At 73.7% G+C, this 15,165-nt stretch carries 16 protein-coding genes; 9 read left to right on the top strand and 7 right to left on the bottom strand.

All coding sequences use genetic code 11. From position 1 onward, the window contains the following. Positions 1-63 precede the first annotated feature (63 nt). From ABC795_RS12470 to ABC795_RS12455, 4 genes are all read left to right on the top strand, one after another. A complete protein-coding gene (locus ABC795_RS12470; protein WP_347057511.1) occupies positions 64-1,338 on the top strand; it encodes an MFS transporter in 1,275 nt (424 codons plus the stop codon). A 146-nt stretch (positions 1,339-1,484) separates the two neighbouring features. Continuing rightward, entirely contained in the window at positions 1,485-1,679 is a 195-nt protein-coding gene (locus ABC795_RS12465; RefSeq protein ID WP_347057510.1) for a DUF3046 domain-containing protein, read from the top strand. A 174-nt stretch (positions 1,680-1,853) separates the two neighbouring features. Continuing rightward, complete coding sequence (gene recA / locus ABC795_RS12460) at positions 1,854-2,891, top strand: recombinase RecA (protein ID WP_347057509.1); 1,038 nt, start codon at positions 1,854-1,856, stop codon at positions 2,889-2,891. Positions 2,892-2,898: 7 nt separating this feature from the next. Further along, positions 2,899-3,549 carry a regulatory protein RecX gene (locus ABC795_RS12455; RefSeq protein ID WP_347057508.1) on the top strand — a complete coding sequence of 217 codons (651 nt, stop codon included), beginning with the start codon at positions 2,899-2,901 and terminating at the stop codon, positions 3,547-3,549. 24 nt (positions 3,550-3,573) lie between these two features. Here ABC795_RS12455 and ABC795_RS12450 read toward each other — a convergent pair whose 3' ends face one another. The 5 genes from ABC795_RS12450 to ABC795_RS12430 form a co-directional block, all read right to left on the bottom strand. Then, positions 3,574-4,056: a hypothetical protein gene (locus ABC795_RS12450; RefSeq protein ID WP_347057507.1), complete on the bottom strand. Its 483-nt coding sequence runs from the start codon at positions 4,054-4,056 to the stop codon at positions 3,574-3,576. 70 nt (positions 4,057-4,126) lie between these two features. Then, positions 4,127-5,023, bottom strand: coding sequence for an amino acid ABC transporter permease (locus ABC795_RS12445; RefSeq protein WP_347057506.1), 897 nt, complete (start codon positions 5,021-5,023; stop codon positions 4,127-4,129). Further along, positions 5,020-5,670: an amino acid ABC transporter permease gene (locus ABC795_RS12440; protein ID WP_347057505.1), complete on the bottom strand. Its 651-nt coding sequence runs from the start codon at positions 5,668-5,670 to the stop codon at positions 5,020-5,022. The genes ABC795_RS12445 and ABC795_RS12440 overlap by 4 nt, the downstream gene beginning before the upstream one ends. Before the next feature lie 101 nt (positions 5,671-5,771). Continuing rightward, positions 5,772-6,659 (bottom strand): glutamate ABC transporter substrate-binding protein, encoded by an 888-nt coding sequence (locus tag ABC795_RS12435; protein WP_347057504.1) that lies wholly within the window; start codon positions 6,657-6,659, stop codon positions 5,772-5,774. A gap of 33 nt (positions 6,660-6,692) precedes the next feature. Then, positions 6,693-7,448: an amino acid ABC transporter ATP-binding protein gene (locus ABC795_RS12430; protein WP_347057503.1), complete on the bottom strand. Its 756-nt coding sequence runs from the start codon at positions 7,446-7,448 to the stop codon at positions 6,693-6,695. Positions 7,449-7,597: 149 nt separating this feature from the next. Between ABC795_RS12430 and miaB the strand changes: the two genes are divergently transcribed. After that, positions 7,598-9,076 (top strand): tRNA (N6-isopentenyl adenosine(37)-C2)-methylthiotransferase MiaB, encoded by a 1,479-nt coding sequence (gene miaB / locus ABC795_RS12425; protein ID WP_347057502.1) that lies wholly within the window; start codon positions 7,598-7,600, stop codon positions 9,074-9,076. A 73-nt stretch (positions 9,077-9,149) separates the two neighbouring features. On the opposite strand, the gene ABC795_RS12420 is transcribed toward miaB, so the two are convergent. After that, positions 9,150-10,616 carry a DUF349 domain-containing protein gene (locus ABC795_RS12420; RefSeq protein ID WP_347057501.1) on the bottom strand — a complete coding sequence of 489 codons (1,467 nt, stop codon included), beginning with the start codon at positions 10,614-10,616 and terminating at the stop codon, positions 9,150-9,152. A 40-nt stretch (positions 10,617-10,656) separates the two neighbouring features. Between ABC795_RS12420 and ABC795_RS12415 the strand changes: the two genes are divergently transcribed. The 3 genes from ABC795_RS12415 (at position 10,657) to dapF (ending at position 13,321) form a co-directional block, all read left to right on the top strand. Continuing rightward, positions 10,657-11,382 (top strand): hypothetical protein, encoded by a 726-nt coding sequence (locus ABC795_RS12415; protein WP_347057500.1) that lies wholly within the window; start codon positions 10,657-10,659, stop codon positions 11,380-11,382. A 149-nt stretch (positions 11,383-11,531) separates the two neighbouring features. Continuing rightward, the gene (gene miaA / locus ABC795_RS12410) at positions 11,532-12,452 is read left to right on the top strand and encodes a tRNA (adenosine(37)-N6)-dimethylallyltransferase MiaA (protein ID WP_347060717.1); all 921 of its coding nucleotides are present in this window, start codon (positions 11,532-11,534) and stop codon (positions 12,450-12,452) included. Next, entirely contained in the window at positions 12,449-13,321 is an 873-nt protein-coding gene (dapF, locus tag ABC795_RS12405) for a diaminopimelate epimerase (protein ID WP_347057499.1), read from the top strand. The genes miaA and dapF overlap by 4 nt, the downstream gene beginning before the upstream one ends. 4 nt (positions 13,322-13,325) lie before the next feature. Here the strand turns inward: dapF and ABC795_RS12400 are convergent, their stop codons facing one another. Then, on the bottom strand, positions 13,326-13,532 hold the full coding sequence (locus ABC795_RS12400; RefSeq protein WP_347057498.1) for a hypothetical protein: 207 nt from the start codon (positions 13,530-13,532) through the stop codon (positions 13,326-13,328). A gap of 141 nt (positions 13,533-13,673) precedes the next feature. Between ABC795_RS12400 and hflX the strand changes: the two genes are divergently transcribed. Beyond that, on the top strand, positions 13,674-15,137 hold the full coding sequence (gene hflX, locus ABC795_RS12395) for a GTPase HflX (RefSeq protein WP_347057497.1): 1,464 nt from the start codon (positions 13,674-13,676) through the stop codon (positions 15,135-15,137). The last annotated feature ends 28 nt before the right edge of the window (positions 15,138-15,165 follow it).

Here is a 15,165-nt window from a genome sequence, read left to right as displayed (position 1 = left end):
CACTTCGCTGGCCGGCGAGGGCAGTCGGCCGCGGAGCCATCTGCCCCGGAGACAGGAGCGCACGTGACACCGCTGCCGCCGGACGTCGCGGTCGGCGTCGCACGCGTCCAGCGCCGCACCCTCGGTGTGCTCAGCGGTGGGGTCGCCCTGGCCGGGCTGGGCGTCACCGTCGGCATCACCGCCGGCGGGCTGCTCGCCCGTGACGTCGCGGGCACCGACAGCGCCGCAGGGCTCGGCCAGACCGCCGGCGTCCTCGGCGCCGCGGTCCTGGCGGTTCCCCTGGCCAGGATCAGCGACACCGCGGGCCGGCGGGCCGGGCTGGCCGTCGGCTACGCCCTCGGCGTCGTCGGCGCGGTGGTCACCGTGCTGGCCGCGGCGGCCTCCTCGCTGGGGCTGCTGCTCGTGGGGCTGTTCCTGTTCGGGGCGGCCACGGCGTGCGGTCTGCAGTCGCGCTACGCCGCCGCCGACCTCGCCACGCCCGAGCGCCGCGGGCGTGCCCTGTCCCTGGTCGTGTGGGCGACCACCATCGGCTCCGTCGTCGGCCCCAACCTCGCCGCACCGGGCGCCGAGCTGGGGGCGGCCCTGGGGCTGCCGGCGCTCGGCGGTGTGTTCGTCGTGTCGGCGGTCGTCTTCGGGCTCGTGGCGGTGGCCATCCCGCTGTTCCTGCGGCCCGACCCGCTGCTGCTCTCACGGACGCTCGGCGGCGGCGGTGGCGGCCCTCGCCCGCGGCGCGCCACCGGCGCGGCGCTGCGGGCGGTGTGGGCGACACCGGCCGGGAGGCTGGGCCTCACCTCCGTCGTGGTCGCCCACTCGGTGATGGTCGGCGTCATGGTGATGACACCGGTGCACATGGGGCACGCCGGTGGCGCCGAGGGAACCGTGCTCCGGCTCGTCGGCCTGGTGATCAGCGTGCACGTGGCCGGCATGTACCTGTTCTCCCCGCTGGTCGGCATGCTCGCCGACCGGGCCGGCGCCCCGGCGGTCGTGGCCCTCGGCGGTGGGCTGCTCCTGGCCGCAGCGGCGGTGGCGGGCACGGCGGCGCCGGACGACTCGGTGCAGCTGGGCGCCGGGCTCCTCCTGCTGGGCCTGGGCTGGTCCTGCGGCCTCATCGCGGGCTCCGCCCTCGTGACCGCGTCGGTCGGCCCGGACGTGCGGCCGACCGCGCAGGGCGGAACCGACCTGCTGATGGGGCTCGGCGCCGCGCTGGCCGGGGTGGTCGGCGGTCCGTTGCTCGCGTGGGGCGGCTTCGGCCTGGTGTCGGGGGTCTCGGCGGCGCTGGTGCTCCCGCTGGCCCACGTGTGGCTGACCACGAGGGTCAGCGCCCGCGGTAGCTCCTGATCAGCAACACGATCAGCACGACCATCGCCAGCACGATGCCGATCTCGACGACGGTGTCGAGGGTCTGCGAACCCGTGCCTGGAATCATGGTCCCGAGCCTAGGGCGGATGCGGCGGCGCTGGGCGCCGGCGGGTTAGCGTCGGGGCGTGCGCCTGCAGGAGTTCTGGTCCCGCCTCGATGACCAGTTCGGGGCCATGCGCGCCCAGAGCGTCGTGCGCGACCACGTCTTCGCCGACCTCGGCGGCCGCACGGCGGCCGACGCCATCGAGGCCGGCGTCCCGGTGCGGAAGGTGTGGCTCGCGGTCTGCGAGGCCTTCGACGTGCCGGTCAAGGAACGCTGACCCGGGCGCGACACCGGGCCGGCGTGTCGGCCTGGCGATCGAACAGGTGTTCGGCCTACTGTGTCGTCCACAGGGCGGCTGGTCCTCCACAGCCGGCCCGGAATCCGAAAACTGTCGGTGCCTCGCCCTAGCGTCGGTCCCGACCCGCTTCTCGCGAACCGAAGGTGACGCACCATGGCAGCAACGCTCGACCGCGACAAGGCCCTCGACATGGCCCTCGCCCAGATCGACAAGCAGTTCGGCAAGGGCTCGGTCATGCGCCTGGGCGACAGCCCCGAGGTGGCGATCAAGGTCATCCCGACCGGCTCGATCGCCCTCGACATCGCCCTGGGCATCGGCGGGCTCCCGCGCGGCCGGGTCATCGAGGTCTACGGGCCGGAGTCCTCCGGTAAGACCACGGTCGCCCTGCACGCGGTGGCCAACGCCCAGGCCAACGGCGGCATCGCCGCCTTCATCGACGCCGAGCACGCGCTCGACCCGGAGTATGCCCGCGCCATCGGCGTGGACACCGACGCGCTCCTGGTCAGCCAGCCCGACACCGGTGAGCAGGCGCTCGAGATCGCCGACATGCTGATCCGCTCCGGCGCGCTGGACATCATCGTCATCGACTCGGTGGCGGCCCTCGTGCCCCGCGCCGAGATCGAGGGCGAGATGGGTGACAGCCACGTGGGTCTGCAGGCCCGCCTGATGAGCCAGGCGCTGCGGAAGATCACCGGCGCGCTGAGCAACTCGGGCACGACGGCGATCTTCATCAACCAGCTGCGCGAGAAGGTCGGTGTGGTCTACGGCTCGCCCGAGGTCACCACCGGTGGTCGCGCGCTGAAGTTCTACTCGTCGGTCCGGCTCGACGTCCGCCGCATCGAGACCCTCAAGCAGGGCACCGACGCGATCGGCAGCCGCACCCGCATCAAGGTCGTCAAGAACAAGGTCGCCGCACCGTTCAAGCAGGCCGAGCTCGACATCCTCTGGGGTCAGGGTTTCAGCCGCGAGGGCGGCATCGTCGACGCCGGTGTCGAGCAGGGCATCGTGAAGAAGTCCGGCGCTTGGTACACCTACGAGGGCGACCAGCTGGGTCAAGGCAAGGAGAACGTCCGCAACTTCTTGAAGGACAACCCCGACCTGGCCGACGAGATCGAGAAGCGGGTCAAGGAGAAGCTGGGCATCGGCCCGACGCTGGACGCTCCGGCGCCGGTCGACGCCCCGGGCTTCTGATCCGGCGGTGGACGACAGGCCATCCACCCGACGGCGCGGCTCCGGGGGCTCCCGGGCCGGCCGGTGGTCCCGCGCTCCCGGCGGCGACGATCCCCTGACCCCGGACGTCGCCCCCGGTTCCTCGGAGGACGACGCGGGCGACCCTGAGCAGGTCGCCCGTGCCATCTGCCTCCGCGCGCTGACCGGTGCGCCGAAGACGCGGCAGCAGCTCGCCGATCTGCTCGCCAAGCGCGGGGTGCCGGACGACGCGGCCGAGGCCGTGCTGGACAGGTTCACCGAGGTGGGCCTGATCGACGACGCGTCCTTCGCCCGGGCCTGGGTCAGCAACCGGCAGGCCGGCCGGGGGCTGGCCCGTCGGGCGCTGACCGCGGAGCTGCGCGCCAAGGGCGTCGATCCGGAGACGGCCGCCGAGGCCGTCGAGGCGGTGGACGACGACGACGAGCGGGAGGCGGCCCGCCGGCTGGTGGCGCGGCGGGTGACCGCCATGCGCCGGCTCGACCGGGCCACGGCCGCCCGCCGCCTGATCGGCATGCTCGCCCGCAAGGGCTACAACGGCGGTCTCGCCGCGGCGGTTGTCCGGGAGGCGCTGGACGAGGCGGACCTCGATGGCGACGTCGACGACGTCCCGGAGTTCGACGAGGAGAGCGCGCTGCCCTGAAGGCGCCGCGGCGCCTCCACCGCGTCAGCCCGTCGCGAGCCAGGCGGTCACGTCGACCGCCGTGCCGTCCGGCGCCTCCGCATCGGGCACCAGCCACTCCGGTTCCCGGAGCTGGCCGTCGGAGAGCCAGCGGCCGATCTCGGTGTCGAGCCCCTCCTCCGCGTCGGCACCGGGGCGGCGCCGCTCGCCGAGGAAGGTCAGGTCCACCTCGGTGCCGTCGGCGTAGCGGAAGACCACCCGGCAGCGCGAGCGCCGGTGCCGCGCCGGGGGAACCACCTCGCGGACGACGGCGCTCTCCGCACCGGCGGCCTCGGCGAAGGCCGGGGCCGCGGAGCGCAGGCGCGCGACGAACTGCTGCCCGCCGTCCAGCGGCGGAACCGACCCGGCCGCGGGCGGGGAGGCGACCGGGGCGGTGAGGATCCGCTCGCCGGCGGCCCGGGGGACCGGGGGCAGGTTGCGGGGCCCCACCGCGTGCATCGTCTCCATCGTGATCACCAGTCTCGCCACGGTTGCGCTCGACTCGGAGTCGGCGCGCCCGGGTGGGACGAGTGGTTCGCACGGGATGGGCACGCGCGCCTCAGGCGCCGTCCCGCACGGGCACCAGGTCGCCGCCGCCGGTCGCCTTCGCTGTGGAGCCGCGGGCCTGGCGGGCCTGGATCCACTGGGCCAGCCGGCTCAGCGCGTAGTTGATCGCGATGTAGAGCAGGGCGACCACCACGAAGGTCTGGATGGGGTTGTCGAGGTTGCGTCGGATGCTCTCGCCCTGGCTGAGCAGCTCGTCGTAGTTGGCGACGAACGTGACGAGCGACGTGTCCTTGAGGACGACGACCAGCTGGCTGATGATCGCCGGCAGCATCACCCGGAACGCCTGGGGGAGCAGGACGATCCGCATGGTCTGCCCGTTGGTCAGCCCGGTCGCCAGGGCCGCCTCGCGCTGCCCCCGGGGCAGCGAGGCCACCCCCGCCCGGACCACTTCGGCGAAGATGACCATGTTGTAGGCCGTCAGGCCGATGATCAGACCCCAGAGCACCTGGCCGCCGGGCCAGTCGCGCAGGTCCAGGCCCACGTCGGGCAGCACACGGACGCCGAAGTAGACGAGCACCACCACGGGCAGGCCGCGGAACAGCTCGACGAGCCCGACCAGCGGGATGCGCCCTGCCCGGCCCAGGGACAGCCGGGCGACGGCGATCAGCGTGCCCAGGACGATGGACAGCGTCATGGCGATCACCGCCGCGATGATGGTGTTGCGTATGCCCTCGCCGAACAGTCCCCAGACGGCCCCGAAGTTCTCGTTGCCCGGGTTGATCAGGGGGCCCCACTTCTCCATCGAGAACTGGTCCCGGTCCGCCAGCCGCCGCGCGACCACGTAAGCCAGCCCCAGGAGGGCGACCACCGCGACCGCGGTGCCGATGGTGGTCCGGCGTCGTGCCCGCGGACCCTGCGCGTCGAAGAGGACGGCTTCTTCCCGGCTCATCGGGCGATCGCCGCCTTCCGCTCGATGACCTGCAGGAGGGCGCCCGCCGGCAGGGTGATGAGGAGGAACCCGATGGCGACGCCGGTGAAGATCGGCAGGGTCTCGAACCCGCGCGCGCTCACCAGGGTCTGACCGGTGCTCCACAGGTCGCCGCCGACGCCGAAGGCCCCGACCACGGCGGAGTTCTTGAACATCGCGATGACCACGCTCCCGAGGGGCGGGATCACGGTGCGGAGGGCCTGGGGGAGGACCACGTACCGCAGCGCCTGGCCGAAGTTCAAGCCGATCGATCGGGCGGCCTCCGCCTGGCCCGCGGGCACGGAGTTGATGCCCGAGCGCACCGCCTCGCAGACGAACGCGGACGTGTAGAGCACCAGCCCCAGCACGCCGAAGAAGAAGAACGAGCGGTTGATCCCGATCTCGGGCAGCCCGAACGCGCAGGCGAAGAGGACCACCGACAGCGGTGTGTTGCGGAAGGTCGTCACCCAGAACGAGCCGAACGCCCGCAGCGGCGGAACGGGGGACACCCTGCAGGCGGCGATGAGGACGCCCAGGAGCAACGAGCCGACGAGCGCCCAGAGGATGATGCTCAACGAGGTCAGGAAGCCCTGGACGAAGAGGTCGAGGTTCTCGAGAACCGGGCCCACGTGCTCTCCCTCGCTGCGGCGGTGGTCGGGTCGGACGGCATCGGCCGCGACCGGCCGGCGCTGGGGCCGGCCGGTCGCGGATCGATCAGGTGCTCAGCCGGTCAGGCGCACTCGTCGAACTCGGGGAGCTCGGGGGTCTCGGTGCCCTCGACCTGGCCCGCGGTGGACTCCCAGGCCTCGACGTAGGCGTCCTCGTTCTCGCGCAGCGTCTCGTGGATGAACTCGCAGAACGCCACGTCACCCTTCTGGATGCCGATGCCGTACGGCTCCTCGGTGAACTGCTCGCCGACCAGCTTGAACTCGCCGTCGGACTCCGAGACGAAGCCCAGCAGGATCACGTTGTCGGTCGTCACGGCGTCCACCTGGCCGTTGCTCAGGGCGTCCGCGCACTGCGAGTACTCGTCGAACAGCACCAGCTGGGAGTCGTTGGCGAGGTACGGGCGGATCTGCTCCGACGGCGTCGAGCCGGTCACCGAGCAGACGGTCGCGTCCGGGTTCTCGGTGAACGACTCCGGCCCGGTGATGGTGTCGTTGTCCGCGGCGACCATGATCTGCTGCCCGGCCTCGTAGTACGGCCCGGCGAAGGAGATGCGCTCCTTGCGCTGGTCGTTGATGGTGTACGTCGCGACGACCATGTCGACCTCGTCGCCCTCGAGGACCTCCTCCCGCACCGCGGACGGGGTCTCCACCCACTCGATGTCCTCGGGGGTGAGCCCCAGCCCGCCGGCGATGATCTTGGCCACCTCGACGTCGAAGCCCTCGACCTCGCCGCTGAGGTTCTCCAGCCCGAAGCCGGGCTGGTCGAACTTCGTGCCGACGCGGATCGTGCCCCCCTCGGCGATCTCGGCCATCGTCGTGCCCTCCTGGAACTCGGGGGCGTCCGCGACGGGCACGTCGGTGGCGGCGTCCTCGGAGCCGCCACCGCAGGCGGCGGCAGTGAGGGCGACGACGGACAGGGTGGCTACCAGGGCGGTGCGCCGAAAGGTCATGGCTGGAGTCCTCTCGTTTGGGGTCTCGTGCGGTCAGTGGGTGAGGATCTTGGACAGGAAGTCCTTGGCGCGGTCGGACCGCGGGTCGGTGAAGAAGGTCTCCGGCTCGGCCGACTCGACGATCCGGCCGCCGTCCATGAACACCACCCGGTTGGCCGCCTTGCGGGCGAAGCCCATCTCGTGGGTGACGACGACCATCGTCATGCCGTCCCGCGCCAGACCGACCATGACGTCGAGGACCTCGTTGATCATCTCGGGGTCCAGGGCCGACGTCGGCTCGTCGAAGAGCATGACCTTGGGCTCCATGGCCAGCGCCCGGGCGATCGCCACGCGTTGCTGCTGGCCACCGGAGAGCTGCGCCGGGTACTTGTCGGCCTGGGTGCCGACCCCCACCCGGTCGAGCAGTTCCCGGGCCCGCTTCTCGACGTCGGCCTTGGGTTGCTTGCGGACCTTCACCGGCCCGAGCGTGACGTTCTCGAGCACGGTCTTGTGCGCGAAGAGGTTGAAGCTCTGGAAGACCATGCCCACGTCGGCGCGCAGGCGGGCGAGCTCCTTGCCCTCCTCGGGCAAGCGCTCCCCGTCGATCGTGATCTCGCCCTTCTCGATGGGCTCGAGCCGGTTGATCGCGCGGCACAGCGTCGACTTCCCCGAGCCCGACGGGCCGATGACGACGACGACCTCGCCCCGGGCGATGTCCAGGTCGATGTCCTGCAGGACGTGCAGCTCGCCGAACCACTTGTTGACGCCGGACAGGCGAACGAGAGGCTCTCCGTTCGAACGGCTGGTCATCTTGGGGACCCTAAGGGCCCGAAGTGCACGCGGAGTGATCGGGACGATCACGAAGGGGTAACGAAGCGGGGGCGCTCATGCGCCGGTCACCGGCCCGGCAGGCCGGACGGGCGGGCCGGCCGAGGCTGCGCCGTACCCTCGCTGTCGACATGAGAACCGAGCTGGAGGCACCTGCGCGCACCTACCGCGTGCGCACGTACGGGTGCCAGATGAACGTGCACGACTCCGAGCGCCTCTCCGGCCTGCTCGAGGAGGCCGGCTACACCGCCGCGGCCGAGGGCGACGACGCCGATGTCGTCGTCCTGAACACCTGCGCGGTCCGGGAGAACGCGGACAACCGGCTGTACGGCAACCTCGGGCACCTGCGGCCGGTGAAGGACGCGCACCCGGGCATGCAGATCGCCGTCGGCGGCTGCCTGGCGCAGAAGGACCGCGGCGAGATCGTCCGGCGCGCCCCGTGGGTCGACGTCGTCTTCGGCACGCACAACGTCGGGTCGCTGCCGGCGCTGCTCGACCGGGCGCGGCACAACGCCGAGGCGCAGGTCGAGATCGTCGAGTCCCTCGAGGTCTTCCCGTCGACGCTGCCGGCCAAGCGGGACTCCGCCTACTCGGGCTGGGTGTCGATCAGCGTCGGGTGCAACAACACCTGCACGTTCTGCATCGTGCCGGCGCTGCGCGGCAAGGAGAAGGACCGCCGGCCCGGGGAGATCCTCGCCGAGGTGCAGGCGCTGGTCGACCAGGGCGTGCTCGAGGTGACCCTCCTCGGGCAGAACGTCAACGCCTACGGCGTGGAGTTCCGCGACCGCGGCGCCTTCGCCGACCTGCTCCGCGCGGCCGGCCGCATCGACGGCCTCGAGCGGATCCGGTTCACCAGCCCGCATCCGCGCGAGTTCACCGACGACGTCATCGACGCGATGGCCGGGACACCGGCGGTCTGCCACCAGCTGCACATGCCGCTGCAGAGCGGGTCGGACGGCGTCCTCCGCCGGATGCGCCGCGGCTACCGGCAGGACCGCTACCTCGGCATCATCGACCGCGTCCGGGCGGCGATGCCCGACGCCGCGATCACCACCGACATCATCGTCGGCTTCCCCGGCGAGACGGAGGAGGAGTTCCAGCAGACGCTGGAGGTCGTCCGGCAGGCCCGCTTCGCCAGCGCCTTCACCTTCCAGTACTCCAAGCGGCCGGGAACGCCGGCGGCGGAGATGGACGGCCAGCTGCCCAAGGACGTCGTCCAGGAGCGGTACCTGCGGCTCACCGCGCTGCAGGACCAGATCAGCTGGGACGAGAACCGGAAGCTGATCGGTCGGACGGTCGAGCTGCTCGTGGCGGCGGGGGAGGGGAGCAAGGACGCCCAGCGCGGCCGGCTGTCCGGCCGGGCTCGCGACGGCCGGCTGGTGCACTTCACGGCCGCGGACGGCGTCCGTCCCGGCGACGTGGTCGAGACGGTGGTCACCGAGGCCGCGCCGCACCACCTGGTCGCCGACGGCGCGCTGCTCTCGCACCGGCGCACGCGCGCCGGGGACGCCGCGGAGGCCGGCACCCGGCCGACGACGCCGGGGGTCTCGCTGGGCATGCCCCGGGTCGGTGTTCCGGACCCGCTGCCGGCGCTGACCACCGGCTGCTGAGCCGGGGCACAGGAGGCGGTGCACACGGGATCGCCCGGCGGACCGTGCGCTCGGCCTCCTGTGCCCGGGGTTGTTACCGGCGGGCGGACTTCTCCGCCTCGGCCAGCCACTCCTGGCGGGTGGCCAGGTTGGCCTTCGCGTCCGCGATCCGCCGCTGGTCGCCCGCGGCCTCGGCCTTGGCCAGCTGCTCCTCGGCCTTGGTGACCGCGGCCCGCATCGAGGTGATCATCGGGTTCTCCGGGGCGGTCCGGACGCGGCCCGCGTCGGCGGCTCCCCGGACCCGCTGCTCGACGGCCTGCATCCGGTCCTCGAGCGAGCGCATCACGGCCCGGGGCACGTGCCCGATCGCGTCGTAGCGCTCCTGGATCTTGCGCAGCGCGTTCTGCGCGCCCCGCAGGTCGCTGGACGGGTCGAGCTTCTCCGCCTCGGCCAGCAGCTCCTCCTTGGCGCGCTGGTTGGCGACCTGCTCGGCGTCGCGCGCCTTGTCCTGCTCGGCGCGGGCGTTGAAGAAGACGTCCTGCGCGGCGCGGAACTGCTTCCACAGGTCGTCGTCACCATCGCGGCCGGTGCGGGGCACCGCCTTCCAGCGGTCCATCAGCGAGCGCATGGCCGCACTGGTGGGCCCCCACTCGGTCGACGTCGACAGCCGCTGTGCCTCGGCGATCAGCTCCTGCTTGGCGGCGCGGGCCTCGCCGCGCTGGGCGTCCAGCTGGGCGAAGTGGGCGCCGCGCCGGCGGCCGAACGCGTCCCGGGCAGCCGCGAATCGCGACCACAGCGCCTCGTCGGTCTTGCGGTCGATGCCGCGGATGGTCTTCCACTCCTCGACGATCGCCTTGAGGCGGTCACCGGCGGCCTTCCAGGACGTCGACTCGGCGGCGATCTGCTCGGCCTCGGCGGCGAGCGCCTCCTTGCGCGCCACCTGGACGGCGCGGGCGGCGGCCTTCTCGGCGCGGTACGCGGCGACCGCGGACTCGGCGGTCTCCACCATGGCGCGGGCGCGGGCGGCCAGCCCCTCGAGGTCGCCGACGGCGGCCGCGGTCGGGATGGACTCGGCCAGCGACTGTGCCTTGGCCCTGATCTCGGCGGGGTTGCCGGTGTGGGCCTTGAGCCGGGCCTCGAGCAGGGAGACCTCGGTGGCGAGGTCGTCGTACCGCCGCCCGTAGTGGGTCAGCCCCGCCTCTGCCTCGCCGGCCTGCCACGACCCGACCTCGCGCTCGCCGTCGGCGGTGCGCACGAAGACGGTGCCCTGCTCGTCGACGCGGCCCCACTGCGCGGGGTCGCTCACCACGATCTCCACCGGTGCCGCCGGCGGTCCCGGCGCGGGGGCCGGCGGCGCAGCAGCTGCCGGTTCCGGCTCGCCGGTGGGTTCGGGGAGCGCCGCGTCCGCAGGGGTGGGCGCGGCCGGCGTGCCGTCCGCGGGAGTTCCCGCGTCGGGGCTGCCGGTCTCCTGCGCCGCCTCGGGGGCGGTGGTCTCTGGGGTCTCCGCAATCGGCGGAGCGGCCTGCTGCACCCCGTTGCCGGGGTCGTCCGTGCTCGACACGTCCGGCAGTCTTCCACGTCCCATCGGCGACACTGCTGCCGTGACCATCACTCCCGGCGGCCTTCCCGCCCGGACGTCCCGTGCGTCGGCCGCCGTCGCCTTCTGCCCGTGTCCCCCGCTGCTGCTGCCGTCGGTGGAGGGACGCCCGGCGGCGGTGACCCGCGCCCTGCGCTCGGCCTGCGTGGATGCGGTGACCGCGCTCCTCACGACCGCCCCCGACGTGGTGGTCGTCGTGGGTGCCGGGCCGGCGCCGGGCGAGCGGTTCGGCCCAGGGGACGGCGGGGACCTCCACGGGTACGGCGTCGACGCCGGGCTGCCGTTCGACGGCCGGGTGCGGCCCGGCGGCCGCCGGCTGCCGCTGGCGCACACGGTGGGCGCCTGGCTGCTCGACGAGGTCGCGTTCGCCGGTACCCGGGTGGGCGTGCGGCCGGCCGATCTCGGCCGGCTGCTGCAGGACCTGCCGGCGCCGGTGGGCGTGCTGGCGATGGGCGACGGCTCCGCCCGGCGCACCGTCAAGGCGCCGGGGTACCTGGACCCGGCGGCGGAGCCGTTCGACGGTGCCGTCGCCGCCGCCCTGGGCGCCGGGGACGCTGCGGCGCTGGCGGCGCTGGACCCGGCGGAGGGCGAGCGGCTGCTGGCCGCCGGGGTGCCGACCTGGCGCGCGGTCGGCGCGGCCTTCACCGGTCGGCACGTCACGGCGCGGCTGCATCACGACGCGGCCCCGTTCGGCGTGGGCTACCTCGTCGCCGACTGGGTGGTGGCGTGAGCGGACCGGGGCGTGCGCATCGCAGCGAGGCGGCCGCCGGCGGGGAGCGAGCATCGCAGCGAGGAACGGGCGGGGCGCGGACCGACCGCAGAGACGGCCTGGACTTCCGAGCGAGGAGCGGGGCGCCCCGCGCCAGCGAGCCAGTGGCCCTGAGCGGGCCGCCCGTGGTGGCGGTCGTCGGGCCCACCGCGACCGGCAAGACGGCGCTGGCCGTGGCGCTGGCCCGGCGGCTGGGCGGAGAGGTGGTCAACGCCGACTCCATGCAGCTCTACCGCGGCATGGACATCGGCACCGCGAAGCCCGACGTCGCCGAGCGCGGGGGAGTGCCGCACCACCTGCTGGACCTGTGGCACGTGCGCGAGCCGGCCTCGGTGGCCGAGTACCGGCAGCGCGCCCGGGCCGAGATCGACCGGCTGCGCGCCACGGGGAGCGTGCCGTTCCTCGTCGGCGGCTCCGGGCTGTACGTGCGCGCCGTCCTGGACGAGCTCGACTTCCCCGGTACCGACCCGGCGGTCCGGTCGCGGCTCGAGGCCGAGCTGGCCGCCGTCGGCCCGGCGGCGCTGCACGCCCGGCTGGCCGGGCTGGACCCGGCGGCCGCGACGGCCGTGCTGCCCAGCAACGGACGCCGGATCGTGCGCGCGCTGGAGGTGATCGAGCTGACCGGCGCCCCGTTCCGGGCGGAGCTGCCCGAGCCGCGACCGCACTACCCGGCGGTCGTCCTGGGCCTGGACCGGGAGCCGGCTGAGCTGGACGAGCGGGTCGCGGTCCGCGTGGACCGGATGTGGGCCGCCGGCTTCGTCGAGGAGGTGGCGGCCCTGGCCGCCGACGGGCTCCGCGAGGGGCCGACGGCCTCCCGCGCCCTCGGCTACGCCCAGGTGCTGGCGCAGTTCGACGGCGTGCTATCCGCCGACGAGGCGCGCGAGCGCACCGTCACCACCACCCGCCGGTTCGTCCGCCGGCAGCGCTCGTGGTTCCGCCGCGACGCCACGACCACGTGGTTGGACGCCGCGCGCCCGGACCTGGCCGACGCCGCCACCGCGGTGATCACCGCGCCTACGATCGGCGCGTGACCTCCTCGCCCCGCGTGCTGATCGGGCACGGCACCGAGAACGACTTCGTGCTGCTGCCCGACCCCGACGGCACGGTGTGGCCGGAGGACCGGCTGGACGCCGCCATGGTGCAGCGCCTCTGCGAGCGGCGGGCCGGCCTCGGCGGTGACGGCGTCCTGCGGCTGGTGCGCAGCGCTCACGTACCCGACGCCGCGGCGGTGCTGGGCGACGACCTCGGCCGGTGTGAGTGGTTCATGGATCACCGCAACGCCGACGGCTCGTACGCGGAAATGTGCGGCAACGGCATCCGGCTGTTCCTGCACGCGCTGGCCGGCGAGGGGCTCGTGGACCGGATGGCCTGCGCCGACGGGCTGCTGGTCGGTACCCGCGGCGGGCCCCGCCGGGTCGGCGCCGCCGCCGACGGCGGCTACTGGGTGGACATGGGGCCGGCGCGCCCGTTCGGCGAGGGGGAGGCCCGGCTGGACGGTCGCGTCTTCCCGGGGGTGGCGGTCTCCATGGGCAATCCCCACCTGGCCTGCCTGACCGATGTCCCCGTGGACACCCTCGACCTCACCGGCACGCCGGTGGTCGACGCCGGGATCTTCCCCGACGGCGTGAACGTGGAGCTGGTCAACGTCGTCGAGCCGGGCGCGCACGTCCGGCTGCGGGTGTCCGAGCGCGGTGTCGGGGAGACCCGGTCCTGCGGCACCGGGGCCTGCGCCGCGGCGTACGCGGCGCTGCGGGCCGAGGGGGCGACCGAGGGCACCGTCGTCGTCGACGTGCCCGGGGGGCGCCTGACGGTGCAGGTGACCCCCGGGACGACGGTCCTCAGCGGGCCGGCGGTCCTGGTGTCGGCCGGCGCGCTGTGCCCGGAGTGGCTCCGGGCCTGACCCGTCAGCGGCGGTCGTCGTCGGGTGGCACGGGGACCATCGCGTCGTCGTCGTCGGTGGCCGGAGGGGTGGGTGGCTCGCCCCGGCCGCTGTCCTGGTCCGCTCCCGCGCCCATCGGGTTGCGCGGAGGGCCGCCGATGCCCTTGGGGTCCCGGCCCGGGTCGTCCAGCTCGCTGTTCGAACCCAGCCGGCTCGATCCGCTCTCGCTCATCGGTTCCTCCTCCGTGCGTCACGTTCGTCGGGCAGGCCCTACCCCTGCCGTCGGTCGGGATGCATCGGGGGCGGCGATGCGTTGTACCGGGCGATGACAACTCAGGTGCTTTCCACGCAGGACCGTGCCACGCTGGACACGATGACGACCGCCCCCGATGCCCTGCCCGTCGACGAGCAGACCGACCGGACCACCCGCCCCGCGCCCGCCGGGCGTCGGGACGAGGCCGACGACACCACCGGCTCCTACGCGCTGGAGGCGCGCGGTGCGCTGCGCCGTGTCGCGGGGCTCTCCACCGAGCTCGCCGACGTCACCGAGGTCGAGTACCGGCAGCTGCGACTCGAGCGCGTCGTGCTCGTCGGGGTCTGGACCGAGGGCACGCAGGCCGACGCCGACCGCTCGCTGGCAGAGCTGGCCGCCCTGGCGGAGACGGCGGGCTCCGAGGTGCTCGAGGCGGTCAGCCAGCGGCGCGACAAGCCCGACGCCGCCACCTACGTCGGCTCGGGCAAGGCCAACGAGATCCGCGACATCGTCGCCGCGACCGGCGCCGACACCGTGATCTGCGACGGTGAGCTCACCCCCGGCCAGCTCAACCAGCTGGAGAAGGTCCTCAAGGTCAAGGTCGTCGACCGGACGGCGCTGATCCTCGACATCTTCGCCCAGCACGCCACCAGCCGGGAGGGCAAGGCCCAGGTCGAGCTGGCGCAGATGCAGTACATGCTGCCGCGGCTGCGCGGCTGGGGTGAGTCGCTCTCCCGTCAGGCCGGTGGTCGCGTCGCCGGCGGTGGCGGCATCGGTACCCGTGGTCCCGGCGAGACGAAGATCGAGACCGACCGGCGGCGCATCCGCGCCCGGGTGAGCAAGCTGCGCCGCGAGATCGCCGGCATGGCAACCGCGCGGGCCACCCAGCGGTCCAGCCGCGGCCGCAACGCCGTTCCGAGCGTGGCCATCGCCGGGTACACCAACGCCGGTAAGTCGAGCCTGCTCAACCAGCTCACCGGCGCCGGCGTGCTCGTCGAGAACGCGCTGTTCGCGACCCTGGACCCGACGGTCCGCCGTGCGCAGTCGCCGGACGGCCGGGAGTACACGCTCACCGACACCGTCGGCTTCGTGCGCCACCTGCCGCACCAGCTGGTGGACGCCTTCCGCTCCACCCTGGAAGAGGTGGCCGCGGCCGACCTGCTGCTGCACGTGGTCGACGGCTCCGACCCCGACCCGCTCGGCCAGATCGACGCCGTCCACGTCGTGCTGAACGAGATCGACGCGTCGGCGGTCCCGGAGGTCATCGTCGTCAACAAGGTCGACGCGATGAGCGAGGAGGACATCCTCGCCCTTCGCCAGGCCCTGCCGGGCGCCGTCTGGGTCTCCGCCCGGACCGGGGCCGGCATGGACACCCTGCGCCGGCTCGTCGCCGAGCGTCTGCCGCACCCGGACGTCGACGTCGACGTGCTGGTGCCCTACGAGCGGGGTGACCTGGTGGCCCGCGTGCACCGGGACGGCGAGGTCCTCAGCGAGCAGCACGAGGGCGGCGGCACCCGGCTCACCGCCCGGGTGGACGGAGCGCTCGCGGCCGCACTCGAGGAGTTCGGGGCTCCGGTCGCCTGACCTCCGGCCGCATCGATCACGATCCGGT

Origin of the sequence: Blastococcus sp. HT6-30 (genome assembly GCF_039729015.1) — a bacterium.
Lineage (GTDB): Bacteria > Actinomycetota > Actinomycetes > Mycobacteriales > Geodermatophilaceae > Blastococcus.
The sequence above is the reverse complement of the archived record's forward strand: the minus strand, read 5'-3'. Positions and strand labels throughout refer to the sequence as shown.